This window comes from Pseudomonas sp. R1-18, assembly GCF_051132095.1.
Classification (GTDB): Bacteria; Pseudomonadota; Gammaproteobacteria; order Pseudomonadales; family Pseudomonadaceae; genus Aquipseudomonas.
Window position 1 is genome coordinate 1,797,045 of record NZ_CP071658.1, and the last position, 16,005, is coordinate 1,813,049.

General features: G+C 64.3%; 2 protein-coding genes and 1 pseudogene. All 3 read left to right on the top strand.

The window, feature by feature from the left end:
- Positions 1 to 73 precede the first annotated feature (73 nt).
- Positions 74 to 3,454, top strand: coding sequence for an amino acid adenylation domain-containing protein (locus tag J3P77_RS08395; protein ID WP_434681039.1), 3,381 nt, complete (start codon positions 74 to 76; stop codon positions 3,452 to 3,454).
- Positions 3,451 to 11,352, top strand: a complete 7,902-nt coding sequence (locus J3P77_RS08400) for an amino acid adenylation domain-containing protein (protein ID WP_434681041.1) — start codon at positions 3,451 to 3,453, stop codon at positions 11,350 to 11,352. Before J3P77_RS08395 ends, J3P77_RS08400 begins: the two co-directional genes overlap by 4 nt.
- Positions 11,353 to 11,448: 96 nt before the next feature.
- Positions 11,449 to 15,993: pseudogene (locus J3P77_RS08405) on the top strand (amino acid adenylation domain-containing protein); the annotation flags it as partial.
- Positions 15,994 to 16,005 lie beyond the last annotated feature (12 nt).

A 16,005-nucleotide genomic window follows, 5' to 3' on the forward strand; every position in this document is an offset into this window, starting at 1 on the left:
AATATTTCACGCCCGATTCGTTCTTGTTGATACGACCCAGCCTCATGGTCAGGCTTATCAGCAAGGACTCCACATGAATCCCGAACACGCCCAGAAACTCGCTCGTCGTTTCGTCGAGTTGCCTCTTGAGAAACGTCGCCTGTTCCTCGACGGCCTGCGCCGGGAGGACATGGACTTTTCACTGTTTCCGATTCCTTCCTGCGAAGGACTGGCGGCGCGTGACGGCCTTTCCCATGCCCAGCTGCGCATGTGGTTTCTCTGGCAGCTGGAGCCGCAAAGTCCGGCCTATAACCTGCCGATGTCGGTAGCACTGAACGGCCCGCTGCAACTGCCCGTGCTGGAGCGCGCCTTCAGCGCCCTGGTGGCTCGCCACGAAAGCCTGCGCACCACTTTCGGTCAGGAAGGCGACCGGGTTTTCCAGAAAGTGGCTGACGCCGCGCCTGTCACCATCGAACTGACCGATCTCAGTGCGCTGCCCGCGCAGGCGCGTTGGGACCAGACGCGCTCGGCGATGAGCGAGCAATCGGCGCAGGCCTTCGACTTGCAGCGTGGGCCACTGTTTACCCTGCGCATACTGCGGCTCGCCGAACAGGAACACCTGTTGCTGCTCAACCTGCATCACATGATCACCGACGGCTGGTCGATGAACGTACTGATCGACGAATGGCTGCGGGCTTACGATGCGCTGATCGCGGGCCAGCTGCTGCCTTTCTCGCCGCTGGCCGTGCAGTACCGCGACTACGCGCTATGGCAGCGCAGCTGGCTCGAAGCAGGCGAGCAGCAGCGCCAGCTCGACTACTGGCGCGCGCATCTGGGTGACGATCATCCAGTGCTAGAACTGCCTTCCGACCGAGCGCGTCCGGCGCTGCCGAGCCACGAGGGCGCGCGGCTGGAAATCGACGTCGAACCCCAATTGCTGCATGACCTGAAAAACCTCGCCCAACGCCAGGGCGTGACCTTGTTCGTAGTACTGCTGGCGGCTTTCAAATGCCTGCTGCATCGCTACACCGGGCAGCGCGATATCCGCGTCGGAGGGCTGATTGCCAATCGTACCCGTCACGAAACCGAAGGCCTGATCGGCTGTTTTATCAATACCCAGGTACTGCGCAGCGAAGTCAGCGCCCGGACGCGCTTCGTCGACCTGCTGCAAAGCGTGCGGCGGGCATCCACTGAGGCTCAGGCACACCAGGAGTTGCCCTTCGATGCGGTGATCGACGCCCTGCAGCCCGAGCGCAGTCAAAGCCACAACCCGCTGTTTCAGGTGATGTTCAATCATCAGCCGGTGGTCGCCGACTTGCTCGACAAACGCCTGGCCTGCGGCTTGCAGGTCGCCAATCTTCCGGCCGAACATCAGGTGGCCGGACGCTCCCACGCAGCCGCCAGCGATCTGATGCTGGCGACCAGCGGTGAGGGTGATCGACTGCACGCTGCTTTCACCTATGCGACCGATCTGTTCGATGCCGCCACCATCGCGCGCATGGCCGGGCACTGGCGCAATCTGCTGGCGGCAGTCTGTGCCCACCCGCAACAGGCGGTCGGCGATCTGTCGATGCTGTCGGTCGAGGAGCGTGGGCGCTTGCAGGATGTCGACGCCGCCGACAAGGCGACTTTCTCCACGCCCGCGCATCGGCTGTTCGAAGCCCAGGCCCGCAAGACCCCGGACGACACGGCACTGATTCTCGCGGGCGAGCGCCAGACGCCAAGTCTGACTTACGCCGAACTGAACCAGCGCAGCAACCGGCTCGCCCGGCGCTTGCGCCGTGAGGGTGTCGGCCCGGACGTGCTGGTGGGCGTGGCCCTCGGGCGCTCGCTGGACATGGCCGTGGCGCTGCTGGCTGTGCTAAAGGCGGGCGGCGCTTACGTGCCGCTGGATCTGAACATGCCTGCCGCGCGCCTGCATCAGGTGCTGCAAGACAGCGGCCTGCAGCGGCTGCTGACTCACAGTCAGGCTGGGCTGGATTTGCCGGATGTCGAAGGCATACAGCGCGTGTACCTCGAACAAACGGGCGACTTGCAGGACGACGCGTCTGACCTTGACGTATCGCTCGACCCTGCCAACCTGGCCTACGTGATCTACACCTCCGGCTCCACCGGAAAGCCCAAGGGCGTGGCGATCAGTCATGGCGCGCTGGCTGAATTCGTCGAGCTCGGCGCGCGCTACAGCGATCTGCGGGACGGCGACCGCGTGTTGCAGTTCGCCACCCAGGGCTTCGATGGCTTTGTCGAACAGTTCTATCCGCCGCTCTGTCGCGGCGCCTGCGTGGTGATGCGAGATGATCGGGTGTGGGACAGCGCGACTTTTCACCAGGCGCTGATCGAGCACGGCATCACCCTTGCCGACCTGCCGGCCGCCTACTGGCTGACCCTGGTGCAGGATTTCGCGGCGCAGCGACCTCGCCATTTCGGCGCGCTGCGGCAGATTCATGTCGGCGGCGAAGCCATGGCCGTTGAAGGCCTGCGCTTGTCGCAAAAGGCCGGGCTTGGGCATGTGCGCTTGCTCAACACCTATGGCCCCACCGAAGTGACCGTGGTGTCGAGCATACATGAGTGCAGCGGGCTGGTGCCCGATGCGGTGTCGTGGCGCGGCGTACCGATTGGCCGCGCGCTGGCAGGACGACGTCTGTACGTACTCGACGATCAGCTTCAGCTGTTGCCGCAGGGCGCGATTGGTGAGCTGTACATCGGCGGCCCGGGTCTGGCGCGGGGGTATCACGGCCAGCCCGCACTGACCGCCCAACGGTTCATCGCCGATCCGTTCGTGCCGGGTGAGCGCTTGTACCGCACCGGCGACCGGGTGCGCCTCGGCACCGACGGCGCGCTGGAGTACATCGGCCGGGTCGATCACCAGGTCAAGATTCGCGGTTTCCGTATCGAACTCGGCGAAATCGAAGCCCGCCTGAAAAGCCATCCGGCGGTCCGCGACGCTGTGGTCCTGGCGCTGGATGGCCGGCTGGTCGCGTACCTCATCTCTTCTGGCAGCGGCGATCGATCTTCATTGCATGACCCCATCAAGACTCATCTGAAACTGACGCTGCCGGACTACATGGTCCCAAGCCATCTGATCCTGCTGGATGAGCTGCCCCTGACCCCCAGTGGCAAACTCGACCGCAAGGCGTTGCCGGCCCCCGATCCGGCGCAGTTGCAGGCCAGTTATCGCGCGCCGCAAAGCGCGGAGCAAATCCAGCTCGCCGAGATCTGGAGCGAAGTGCTGCACGTGCCGCGTGTCGGGCTTGATGACCACTTTTTCGAACTCGGCGGCCACTCGCTGCTGGCCGCACAGGTCATCGCACGGCTCAAGAGTCGCCTGGGCGTCAGCTTGCCGCTGCGCCTGGTGTTCGAGAAGCCGCTGCTGAGTGAGCTGGCCGCCGAAGTGGCGCTGCTGACCGACAACACTACCGACGACTGGGACGACATGGACCAGTTCATGGATTCACTGGAGGAATCTGGCGCATGACCGGGACTACCGCTGCACGCATCGCGAAACGTTTCGTCGGGCTGCCCCTTGAACAGCGTCGTCAGTTTCTCGACCGACTGCGTCAGGACGGCAAGGACTTCAGCCTGTTACCGGTGCCCGTCAGCCGTCACGACGTCGAGACGATTCCGTTGTCCTTCGCGCAACAGCGCCTGTTGTTTCTCTGGCAGCTGGACCCGACCAGCGACGCTTACAAGATGACCGCCGGCCTGCGCCTGCACGGTGAGCTGAACGAGGCCGCGCTGCTGCGTTCGTTCGATTGCCTGATCCAGCGCCATGAGGTGCTGCGCACCGTGTTCCGTACCGACGGCGAGCAGCCTGCGCAAGTTGTCCTCGATGAGCAGACGATTGCCCTTGAGAAAGCCGACCTGTCGGGGCTGCCCGCCGACGAGCGCGAAACCCGCCTCGCCGCCCAGGTCGCGCATGCTACCGCGCAACCGTTCGATCTGCGCGAGGGGCCGCTGCTGCGCGCGCATCTGTTTCGCCTGGCCGATGATGGGCATGTGCTGGTGGTGTGCATGCATCACATCGTCTCGGACGGTTGGTCCATGGACGTGATGATTCAAGAGTTCGTCCAGTGTTATCAGGCTTTCTGCGAAGACCGCGCGCCGAACCTGCCGGAGTTGCCGCTGCAGTACGCCGACTACGCCATCTGGCAACGCGCCTGGCTCGAAGCCGGGGAGGGCGAGCGTCAGCTTGACTACTGGCGAGCGCAACTGGGTGATGAACAGCCGCTACTCGATGCCGCTCAGGATTTTCCACGACCGGTCACCCAGAGCTTTCAGGGCGAGCATGTGCGGTTCGATTTCGGGGCAGGGCTGTCAGCCCGGCTCAACGCTTTTGGCCGCGCCCAAGGCATGAGCCTGTTCATGCTGGTGCTGGCCGGTTTCTCGCTATTCCTGTCGCGCAAGGCCGGGCAACGGGACATTCGCATCGGCGTGCCCAACGCCAACCGTGGCCGGGCCGAAACCGAAGGGCTGATCGGCTTCTTCATCAACACGCAAGTGCTGCGCTGCCAGGTGGACGAAAGCGGCAGCTACCTCGACCTGCTGGCATGCGTTCGTGAAGCTTCGTTTGGCGCGCAGGCCCACCAGGACGTGCCGTTCGAGCAACTGGTGGATGTGCTGGCGCCGGAACGCAGCCTGGGCCACAACCCGCTGTTTCAGGCCAAGTTCAACCAGAACGTCGTGCTCAAATCCAGATTCGCGCTCCAGCTGCCTGGGCTTGCCGTCAGCGAATACGAGTTCCACAAGGACGGCGCGCATTTCGACCTTGCGCTGGATATCACCGACGACGGCACGCTGATTCATGGCGACCTGAGTTTTGCCAGCGACCTTTACCTGCGTTCGACTGTCGAAGGCTTCGTGCCGCAGCTGCTGGACCTGTTCAGCGCCTTGCTTGATGCGCCGCAAGCGCCTCTGCTTAGCATCGGCGCACTGGCCACAGAACGTATACCCGAGCCGCGTGAGCCTGCAGCGCAGGTCCTCCAGTCATGGAATCGCCACGTCGCCAGCCAGCCGAATGCGCTGGCGGCCCGCTATCTCGACCGGGCCCTGAGCTTCAGCACGCTGGACCAGGACGCCAACCGACTGGCCCATCACCTGATCGCAGCGGGCGTCGGCGTGGGCGAACCGGTGGCGGTGCTGCTGGAGCGCTCGCTGGAGTGGCTGACTGCCGTACTGGCGATCTTCAAGGCCGGCGCGGTGTACATGCCGCTGGACGTCAAGGCACCCGATGCGCGTCTGGGCCAGATGCTAGGCAATGCCGGTGCCCGAGTGCTCCTGGCCGCACCGGAAGACAGGCGACTGGATACGCTGGCGGTCGGCAATTGCCAGGCGCTGGCGTACGACGCCACCCGCTGGCAGAACCAGCCGGACAGTCAACCCGACATCGAGCTCGCCGTCGACGCGCCCGCCTATTTGATCCATACCTCCGGCTCAACCGGTCAGCCCAAGGGTGTGCTGGTCAGCCACGGTGCACTGGGCAGCTATGTTCGCGGCCTGCTGGAGCGTCTGGATCTGGCGCCCGACGCCAGCATGGCGCTGGTTTCGACCATCGCTGCCGACCTGGGGCATACCGTGCTGTTTGGCGCGCTGTGCTCTGGCCGCACGCTGCATGTACTGCCAGAAGCCCTGGGTTTCGATCCGGATGGCTTCGCCGATTACATGGCGCGGCATCAGATCGGCGTATTGAAAATCGTGCCCGGTCATCTGGCGGCGCTGCTGCAAGCCGCCCGGCCTGCCGACGTGTTACCGCGGCATGCGCTCATCGTCGGCGGTGAAGCCTGCTCGCCGGCGCTGGTGCAACAGCTCCGGCAGCTCAAGCCGGGCTGCCGGATCATCAACCATTACGGTCCGAGCGAAACCACCGTCGGCGTGCTGAGCCACGAAGTGCAGGCCATCGAGGAAGGTCGCCCGGTGCCGGTAGGCTCGCCGTTGCCCGGCGCGCACGCCTATGTACTGGACGACGTGCTTAACCTCGTCGATCAGCAAGTGGCGGGCGAGCTCTACATCGGCGGGGACAGCGTGGCGCTGGGTTACCTCGGCCAGCCCGCGCTGACCGCCGAGCGCTTCGTGCCAGACCCGTTTGCCGGCGCTGGTGCGCGTGTCTATCGCAGTGGCGACCGGATGCGCCGCACCCGTCAGGGGCAGTTCGAATTCATCGGCCGTGCGGACGATCAGGTGAAAGTGCGCGGTTATCGGGTGGAGCCTGCCGAGGTCGCGCGGCTGTTGCTGGGTCTGGACGGCGTCGCCGAAGCCGCGGTGCTGGCGCAGCCGCTGGACAGCGATGAATCGCGTCTTCAATTGGTGGCTTACTGCGTCCCGCTGGCGGGCGAGACGCTCAACGTCGACAGCCTGCGCGAACAGCTCGCTGCGCGCTTGCCCGAGTATCTGGTGCCGGCGCAGATCCTGCTGCTCGAACGCCTGCCGCTCACCGCGAACGGCAAGCTCGACAAACGCGCCTTGCCAAAACCGGGCGCGGTCACCCAGCGCTACACCCCGCCAGCGGGCGAAATCGAGGAAATCCTCGCCAGCGTCTGGGCCGATGTGCTCAAGCTAGAGCGGGTCGGCACCACCGACAACTTTTTTGAGCTGGGCGGCGACTCGATCCTCAGCTTGCAGATCATCGCCCGCGCCAAGCGTCAGGGCCTGAAACTCAGCCCCAAGCAACTGTTCGAGAAGCAGACCATTGCCCAACTGGCCACCGTTGCCAAACTGATCCAGAAGAAGCCCGCTGCGGCGATTGAACAGGTCAGCGGTTCACTGCCGCTGCTGCCGATTCAGGCGCGCTTTTTCGAGCTGCAGATTGCCGAGCGCCAGCACTGGAACCAGTCGGTGATGCTTAAACCAAGCACACTGCTGCAGGCCGCGCCGCTGCACGCGGCGCTCAACGCACTCATCGAGCAGCACGACGCGCTGCGCCTGGGTTTCAGCCAGCATGACGGCCAATGGCAGGCCACTTTCAATCCGGTCAGAACCCAGGAGGTGCTCTGGACCCACGAGCTGGACGACAGCGCGCGACTGACCGAGCTGGCCGATGAAGCGCAGCGCAGCCTCGATCTGAAAAACGGCCCGTTGCTGCGCGCGGTGTTGATCAACCTTCCGCAAGGCGAGCAGCGGCTGCTGCTGGTGATTCACCATCTGGTGGTGGACGGCGTGTCGTGGCGTGTACTGCTTGAAGACCTGCAACAGGCCTACGCCGCAGCGGTGGCCGGCACTGCGCTGACACTGCCGGCCAAGACCAGCTCGCTCAAGGCCTGGGCCGAACGCTTGCAGGTTTATGCCGGCAGTGAAGCGCTGGCAGCCGAGCGCGACTATTGGCTACAGGTGGCGCAAGACGCCGCGCAACCGTTGCCGCGCGACAATCCGCAAGGCACCCAGCGCAACCGCGACGCCGGGCATGCGGCGTCCTGGCTCAGCAAGGACCTGACGCAAAAGCTGCTCAAGGTCGCGCCCGCCGCCTACCGCACCCAGGTCAACGACCTGCTGCTGACCGCGCTCGCCGAAGTCTTGTGCCAGTGGAGCGGGCAGCCGTCCGTGCTGATTCAGCTCGAAGGCCATGGTCGCGAAGACCTGTTCGACGATCTGGACCTGAGCCGCACCGTCGGCTGGTTCAGCAGCCTGTTTCCGGTGCGCCTGACTCCGAGCTCCGAACCCGGCGCGAGCCTGTGCCAGATCAAGGAACAACTGCGCGCGGTGCCCAATAAAGGTATCTGCTATGGCGTGCTGCGTTATCTGGGCGAGCCGGCCTTTGCCCGGGAGCTGGCGGCGCTGCCGCAAGCGCGGGTCACCTTCAACTATCTGGGCCAGTTCGACGGCAGCTTTGGCGGCCATGACACGGCGCTGCTGACGCCGAGCGCCGACAGCGCAGGGGCTGCACTGGATGAAGACGGGCCGCTGGGCAACTGGCTGAGCCTCAACGGCCAGGTTTTCGACGGTCAGCTGCAACTGAACTGGACCTACAGCCGCGAGGTGTATCGGGCCGACACGGTTAAGACTCTGGCCAGTCGCTACGAGCAGGCATTGACGAGGTTGATCGAGCACTGTCTGGCAGGTCCGCAAGGCGCCACACCGTCGGACTTCCCCCTGGCGGCGCTGAACCAGCGGCAGCTTGACCGGCTGCCGATTCCGGCGAGCGCTGTGGATGACATTTATCCACTCGCGCCAATGCAGCAGGGCATGCTGTTTCACAGTCTGTTCGAGCAGCAGGGCGGCAACTACGTTAACCAGTTGCGGGTCGACGTGAGCGGGCTGGATGTCCCGCGTTTTCGCGCGGCCTGGCAGGCCGCTGTGGATGCCCATGAAGTGCTGCGCAGCGCCTTCGTCGCCCATGGCGAACAGTCGCTTCAAGTGGTGCTGCGCAACGCAGAACTGATCTTCTTGGAAATCGACGCCCGCGAGCACCCTTCGAGCTGGCTGGATGACTGGGCGCGGACCGACCGCGAGCAGGGGTTCGACCTGACTGCCGCTCCGCTGCTGCGTCTGGCGTTGCTGCGTGTCGATGACCGTACCCACCACTTGATTTACACCAGCCATCACATCCTCATGGACGGCTGGAGCAGCTCGCGATTGCTGGGCGAAGTGCTGCAACGCTACAGCGGCCATGCGCCGGCGCAACAGACCGGGCGCTATCGGGATTACATCCAGTGGCTGCAGGGGCAGGACGCCGCCGTCAGCGAACGCTTCTGGAACGCGCAACTGGCGCAGCTCGATGAGCCAACGCGGCTGGCGCAGGCGTTAGGTGCCGTTCCGGGCAGCCCAGGAACGAACGGCACAGGTTACGGCGATTACCTCCAATTGATAGGCAGCGAGGCGACCCGACGCCTCAATGAGTTCGCCCGCGAACAGCGTGTCACGCTCAATACGCTGGTGCAGTCGGCGTGGCTGCTGGTGCTGCAACGCTATACCGGCCAGTCCCGCGTGACATTCGGCGCCACGGTGGCGGGGCGGCCGGCAGATCTGCCGGGCGTCGAAGAGCAGCTTGGTCTGTTCATCAATACCTTGCCGGTTATCACAAGCCCTCGTCCCGAGCAGGCGGTGCGTGACTGGGTGCAGCAGGTGCAGGCGAAAAACCTCGCGCTGCGCGAGCATGAGCACACGCCGCTGTATGAGATTCAGCGCTGGGCAGGCCGCAGTGGCGAGGCGCTGTTCGACAACATCCTGGTGTTCGAGAACTATCCGGTGTCCGAAGCCTTGCAACAGGCGCCAGCCGGGCTGAGTTTCAGCGGGCTGCGCAATCAGGAGCAGGCGCATTATCCGCTGACCCTGGTGGTCGAGGCCGGGCAGGTGCTGTCGGTGCGCTTCAGCTACGACCGTCGGCACTTTAATGCTGAAAGCGTCGCGCAACTGGCCTGCCATTTCGACCACCTGTTACAGACCATGAGCGCCGCGCCGTCGATAGCGCTGGGTGAGCTGGCGCTGCCATCCGCCTCGTTCCAGAGGTGCGATGCGTTTGCGACCGAGCGTTGCGCCCATCAAGTCATCGAGGCGCAAGCCGCGCGCAGGCCACAGGCGGTTGCCCTGAGTTTCGAGGGCGAATCGCTGAGCTATGAACAGCTGAACCAGCGCGCCAACCAACTGGCCCGTCAGCTGCGTGAACTGGGCGTCGGGCCCGAAGTGCGGGTCGGGCTGGCGGTGGCGCGCGGTTTCGACATGATCGTCGGTCTGCTGGCGATCCTGAAAGCCGGCGGCGCGTACGTGCCGCTCGATCCGGATTCGCCCGCCGAACGCCTGAACTACCTGCTCGAAGACAGCGGCATCGGCTTGCTGCTGACCCAACCCGAGGTCCAGGCACGGCTGATGATTCCGGCACGCAACCAGTGCCTGGACCTGAGCGCCGACCGCAGCGGCTACGGCGTCGACAACCTGACGAATGTCAGCACGGCGGACAATCTCGCTTACGTGATCTACACCTCCGGCTCGACCGGCAGACCCAAAGGCACGCTGCTGACCCAGCACAACCTGATGCGCCTGTTTGCCGCCACCGAGGACTGGTTCCGCTTCGACGAGCGGGACGTGTGGACGCTGTTCCATTCCTACGCCTTCGACTTTTCGGTCTGGGAGATCTTCGGCGCGCTGTTGCATGGCGGCCGACTGATGATCGTGCCGCGTGACGTGACCCGCACGCCGGAAGACTTTCATGCCTTGCTGGCGCAGGAAAAGGTCACTGTGCTGAACCAGACGCCGTCGGCGTTCAAGCAGTTGATGCACGTGGCCTGCGCGTCGGAAACCGCGCTGGCGTTGCGTACCGTGATCTTCGGCGGCGAGGCGCTGGACGTGCCCGGCCTGCGCCCGTGGTTCGAACGCTTTGGCGATCAGCAGCCGCAACTGATCAACATGTACGGCATCACCGAAACCACGGTACATGTCAGCTACCGGCCAATCAGCCTGGCCGACACTTCTCACGTGGCCAGCCCGATTGGCGCGGCGATTGCGGACCTGTCGTGGTACGTGCTGGATGCCGACTTCAACCCGGTGGCCCAGGGCTGCAACGGCGAGCTGCACATCGGCCACGCCGGTCTGGCGCGGGGGTACCACAACCGCGCGGCGCTGACGGCCGAACGTTTCGTGCCCGATCCGTTTTCAGCGGATGGCGGACGCCTGTACCGGACCGGCGACCTGGCACGCTATCGCGGCGACGGCCTGATCGATTACGCCGGGCGCATCGACCATCAGGTCAAGATCCGCGGTTTCCGCATTGAACTGGGCGAGATCGAAGCACGCCTCAAAACGCACCCGGACGTGCGCGAAGCCGTGGTGCTGGCCGTTGATGGCCAGCTGGCGGCCTACATCGTCCCTTGTGGGAGCGGACTTGTCCGCGAAGGGGCCGGTACATCCACAACCATTGCGTCGCCGGAAAGTTATTCGCGGACAAGCGGATCGCCGCCCGGTCCGCTCCCACAGGCGCAACTGAAAACCTATCTGAAACAGTCGCTCCCCGATTACATGGTCCCCGCGCACCTGATCCTGCTCGACGAGCTGCCGCTGACCGGCAACGGCAAGCTGGACCGCAAGGCACTGCCGGCTCCGGATGCCAGCCAGTCGCAGGCCCGCTACGTCGCGCCGCAGACTGAGCTGCAACGGCAGCTGGCGTCGATCTGGGCCGAGGTGCTGAAAGTCGAGCAAGTTGGTCTGGGCGACAATTTCTTCGAACTGGGCGGGCATTCGCTGCTGGCGGTGCAGATGCTGGCCCGGGTGCGCGAGCAGTTGCAGCATGAGGTCAGCCTGAAAGATCTGTTCGAGCGGCCCTCGCTGGCAGCCTTCAGCGAAACGGTCGAGCAGAAAACCGGCGAAAGTGGCCTCGCGCAGGACGAATTGACTAAATCACTGGAGGCACTCAAACGTTTATCAGCGGAGGAAATTGATAATTTGATCGCTTAGCAGGAGATACCCAAAGTGCAAGAGTTGCTTGACTCCGTAAAATCGCTGTCCGCCCGTGAACGCAAGGCGCTGGCGGTCCTGCTGAAACGTCAGGGAGTGAATCTTTACGGGGTCACGCCAATCTTTCCAAGGGACTCGCAGGAGCCATCCGCGCTCTCTTTCGCCCAGCAGCGGCAATGGATTCTCTGGCAGCTGGAGCCTCACAGCGCCGCTTACAACATCCCGTTGGCGCTGCGCCTGCACGGTGCGCTGAACAGAGAAGCGTTGCGCCTGAGCCTGGAAGCGCTGATCGTCCGCCACGAAAGCCTGCGCACCACGTTTCGCCAGGATGGCGATCAGGCGGTGCAAGTCGTTCATCCACCTGCCGCCTTTGCGCTGAACGTGGACCGCCTGCCAGTTGGCGAGACGGTGGAACAGTACGTCGATCGCACAGTGCAGCAACCCTTCGATCTTGAACAGGGCCCGCTGTTGCGCGTCAGGCTGCTGCAGCTGAGTGATCAGGAACATGTGCTGGTGCTGACCCAGCACCATATCGTCTCCGACGGCTGGTCGATGCCGATCATGGTCGATGAGTTGATACAGGGTTATCAGACTGCCAATCAGGGCGATGTGATCGAGCGCGAACCGTTGCCCATTCAGTACGCTGACTATGCAATCTGGCAGCGCAACTGGCTGGAAATGGGCGAGCGCACGCGCCAGCTCGATTACTGGAAAGCCGTGTTGGGCGAACGCCAGCCGATTCTGGAACTGCCCACCGACCGGCCGCGCCCGGCGCAACTCAGCCACCACGGCGCGCGCTTCGACGTGCAGCTGGACGGTGCGCTGCTGGCGGGTCTCAAGACGCTGGCCCGCGAGCAGGGCGTGACCCTGTTCATGCTGCTGCTGGCTTCGTTTCAGACCCTGTTGCATCGCTATAGCGCACAGAACGACATTCGCGTCGGCGTGCCGATTGCCAACCGCAACCGTCCGGAAACCGAAGGCCTGATCGGCTTCTTCGTCAACACTCAGGTGCTCAAGGCCGAGTTCGATGACCAACTGACCGTCGCCGCTTTGCTGCAACAGGTCAAACATACCGCGCTGCAAGCCCAGGCCCATCAGGACCTGCCATTCGAACAACTGGTGGAAGCCTTGCAGCCGGAACGCGACGCCAGTCGCAGCCCGCTTTTTCAGGTGGTCTACAACCATCAGACGCAGAGCCGTACCGAGCCTGTGCAACTGCCAGGTCTCCGTCTGGAGCATCAGCTTTCGGACAAGCAAACCGCGCAGTTCGACCTGACCCTCGACACCTGTGAAAGGGCGGACGGGCTGGCCGCAACGCTGATCTATGCCACCGCGCTGTTCGACGCCTCGACCATCCAGCGCATGGCCGGTCACTGGAGCAATATCCTGCGCGCAATGAGCCGCGATGCCAGCCAGCGCATCGCCGATCTGCCGATGCTCGATGCTGACGAACATCGGCGCACCTTGCGCGACTGGAACCCCGATGTCGCGGTTTTACCGACCGGACAATGCGCCCATCAAGTCATCGAGGCACAGGCTGCGCGCAGGCCACAGGCGGTTGCCCTGAGTTTCGAGGGCGAATCGCTGAGCTATGAACAGCTGAACCAGCGCACCAACCAGCTTGCCCATCAGCTGCGTGAACTGGGCGTCGGGCCCGAAGTGCGGGTCGGGCTGGCGGTGGCGCGCGGTTTCGAAATGATTATTGGCCTGCTGGCGATTCTGAAAGCCGGCGGCGCCTACGTGCCGCTCGATCCGGATTCGCCCGCCGAACGCCTGAGCTACCTGCTCGAAGACAGCGGCATCGGCTTGCTGCTGTCCCGGCCCGAGGTTCAGGCACGGCTGATGATTCCGGCACACATCCAGTGCCTGGACCTGAGCGCCGACCGCAGCGGCTACAGCGTCGACAACCTGACAAATGTCAGCACGGCGGACAATCTCGCTTACGTGATCTACACCTCCGGCTCGACCGGCAGACCCAAAGGCACGCTGCTGACCCAGCACAACCTTATGCGCCTGTTTGCCGCCACCGAGGACTGGTTCCGCTTCGACGAGCGGGACGTGTGGACGCTGTTCCATTCCTACGCCTTCGACTTTTCGGTCTGGGAGATCTTCGGCGCGCTGTTGCATGGCGGCCGACTGATGATCGTGCCGCGCGACGTGACCCGTTCGCCGGAGGACTTTCACGCCCTGCTGGCTCAGGAAAAAGTCACGGTGCTGAACCAGACGCCGTCGGCGTTCAAGCAGCTGATGCACGTGGCCTGCGCGTCGGAAACCGCGCTGGCGTTGCGTACCGTGATCTTCGGCGGCGAGGCGCTGGACGTACCCGGCCTGCGGCCGTGGTTCGAACGCTTTGGCGATCAGCAGCCGCAACTGATCAACATGTACGGCATCACCGAAACCACGGTGCATGTCAGCTACCGGCCGATCAGTCTGGCCGACACCTCTCACGTGGCCAGCCCGATTGGCGCGGCGATTGCGGACCTGTCGTGGTACGTGCTGGATGCAGACTTCAACCCGGTGGCCCAGGGCTGCAACGGCGAACTGCACATCGGCCACGCCGGTCTGGCGCGGGGGTACCACAACCGCGCGGCGCTGACGGCCGAACGTTTCGTGCCCGATCCGTTTTCAGCGGATGGCGGACGTTTGTACCGGACTGGCGACCTGGCACGCTATCGCGGCGATGGCCTGATCGATTACGCCGGGCGCATCGACCATCAGGTCAAGATTCGCGGTTTCCGCATTGAACTGGGCGAGATCGAAGCACGCCTCAAAACGCACCCGGACGTGCGCGAAGCCGTGGTGCTGGCCGCCGAGGGTCAATTGATCGCTTACGTCTGTAGGAGCGCGCTTGCCCGCGACGGAGATCTGCCAGGCAACGATGCGCTCGCTGACACCACGCTGTCGCGGGCAAGCGCGCTCCTACAGGGAGATAGCGTCGACCCGCAGGACCTGCGCGATCAACTCAAGACCTACCTGAAACAGTCGCTACCCGACTACATGGTCCCCGCGCACCTGATCCTGCTCGACGAGCTGCCGCTGACCGGCAACGGCAAGCTGGACCGCAAGGCGCTGCCGGCGCCGGATGCCAGCCAGTCTCAGGCTCGATACGTCGCGCCGCAGACCGAGCTGCAACGGCAGTTGGCGGCGATCTGGGCCGAGGTGCTGAAAGTCGAGCAGGTCGGGCTGGACGACAATTTCTTCGAACTGGGCGGGCATTCGCTGCTGGCTACCCAGGTGATTTCGCGAATCCGTCAGCAACTGGACGTCGAGCTGACCCTGCGCCATCTGTTTGAAGCGCGCGACCTGGCGGGTTTCGCTGAAATGGCCGGGCAGGGCCTCGCCACTGGCGCGCCGGCGCTCATCCGTGCCGACCGCAGCCAGCCGCTGGCGCTGTCCTATGCGCAGCAGCGGCAGTGGTTCCTCTGGCAGCTGGACCCGCAAAGCTCCGCCTACAACATGCCGGTCGCCTTGCGCCTGACTGGTGCGCTGGATATCGAAGCCTTGCGACGGAGCTTCACGGCGCTGATCGCCCGGCATGAAACCCTGCGCACCTCTTTCCGTCAGGCGGGTGAGCAGGCCGTGCAGATCGTGCACCCGGCCAGCCCCTTCAGCCTGACGGTCGAGCAACTGCCAGCCGGAGAGCCACTGCAAGCCTGGGCGCGGCGCGAAATCCAGCGCGGTTTCGATCTGGAGCAAGGGCCGCTGTTGCGGGTCCGGCTGCTGAATCTCGCCGCCGACCAGCATGTGCTGGTCATCACCCAGCACCACATCGTCTCCGACGGTTGGTCGATGCCGATCATGGTCGACGAACTGGTGCGTCTCTACGAAGGTTTCAGCCAGGGCCGTGAAGTCGAGTTGGGGCAACTGCCGATTCAGTACGCGGATTACGCGCTCTGGCAGCGCAACTGGATGGACGCCGGCGAGCAGGCGCGTCAGCTGGCTTACTGGACCGAGCAACTGGGCGACGCGCAACCGGTGCTCGAACTTCCCGCAGACCGCCCACGGCCCGCAGTGCAGAACCCGGCCGGGGCACGGCTGGCCATCGACCTGGATGCGGCGCTGATCGCCGAACTGAAACAGGTCGCGCGTCAGCAGGGCGTGACCTTGTTCATGCTGTTGCTGGCCTCGTTCCAGAGCCTGCTGCATCGGCATTCCGGTCAGCAGGACATTCGCGTCGGGGTGCCCATCGCCAACCGCACGCGTGCCGAAACCGAGCGCTTGATCGGCTTTTTCGTCAACACCCAGGTGCTGCGCGCCAGGTTCGATCTGCACACGACCTTCGAAGAGCTGTTGCAACAGGTTCGCGACACCGCCTTGCAGGCGCAGGCGCACCAGGAGCTGCCGTTCGAGCAACTGGTGGAAGCCCTGCAACCGCAGCGCAGCCTGAGCCACAGTCCGCTGTTCCAGGTGATGTTCAATCACCAGACCCAACGAGCCGCCGAGCTGCGCACCGTCGCCGGCCTCAGCGTAGAGCCGCTGGAGCCGGACACCCATGTCGCTCAGTTCGACCTGACGTTGAACACCCTGGAATACGAGGGTGGCCTGAGCGCGGCCATGACTTACGCCACCGCACTGTTTGACGCCTGCACCATCGAACGCATGGCCAGACACTGGCAGGCGCTGCTGCAAGCGGTCTGCGCCGATGCTCGCCAG